Source organism: Erythrobacter sp. (assembly GCF_038133525.1).
Lineage (GTDB): Bacteria > Pseudomonadota > Alphaproteobacteria > Sphingomonadales > Sphingomonadaceae > Qipengyuania.
Genome location: NZ_JAYPTL010000198.1, coordinates 488 through 1,035 on the forward strand (window position 1 = coordinate 488; position 548 = coordinate 1,035).

At 60.9% G+C, this 548-nt stretch carries 1 protein-coding gene; it reads right to left on the reverse strand.

What is annotated here, in order from left to right:
- Window positions 1–548 (reverse strand): TonB-dependent receptor plug domain-containing protein (locus tag AAFM29_RS18000; RefSeq protein ID WP_341714072.1); only part of this gene is annotated, 548 nt, incomplete at both ends.

The following is a 548-nucleotide window of genomic DNA, read 5'->3' on the forward strand; positions in this document are numbered from 1 at the left end:
AGACAGAACCGCCCGGAAATTATCGGTCGGTTCCCATCCGATCTTGCCGCGCGCGTAATAGGACCGGTTTTCACCAATGTCCTTGCCCGGTCCGTCATTTTCGAACACCGCGTCGTTCCCCGATGCCATGCCCGCGACCCGAATTGCCAGCGTGTCGCCCACAGGCACGTTCAGCACCGCCTGTCCGCGATATTCGTCGAAGCGGCCGTAGGTAACCTCGCCCGATCCTTCGGTCACCCCAATGACCGGATCGTTCGTCATCACCGAAATCGCGCCGCCGGTCGCATTGCGCCCGTAAAGCACCGACTGCGGTCCTCTCAGGACCTGCACCGATGCGACGTCGAAAAGGGCAAGTGTCGAACCGCCCTGACGCTGCAAATAGGTGCCGTCCTGATAAGCCGCTACCGCGCTTTCCGCCCCGGCGAGAGAGAAACTGGAGCCGACGCCGCGGATAAAAACCTGCGAACGCGATTGCACCGTATTGAAAACGACATTGGGAGCACGGGCGACAACGTCTTCGGTGGTGCGGATCTGCGCCACCTCAAGTT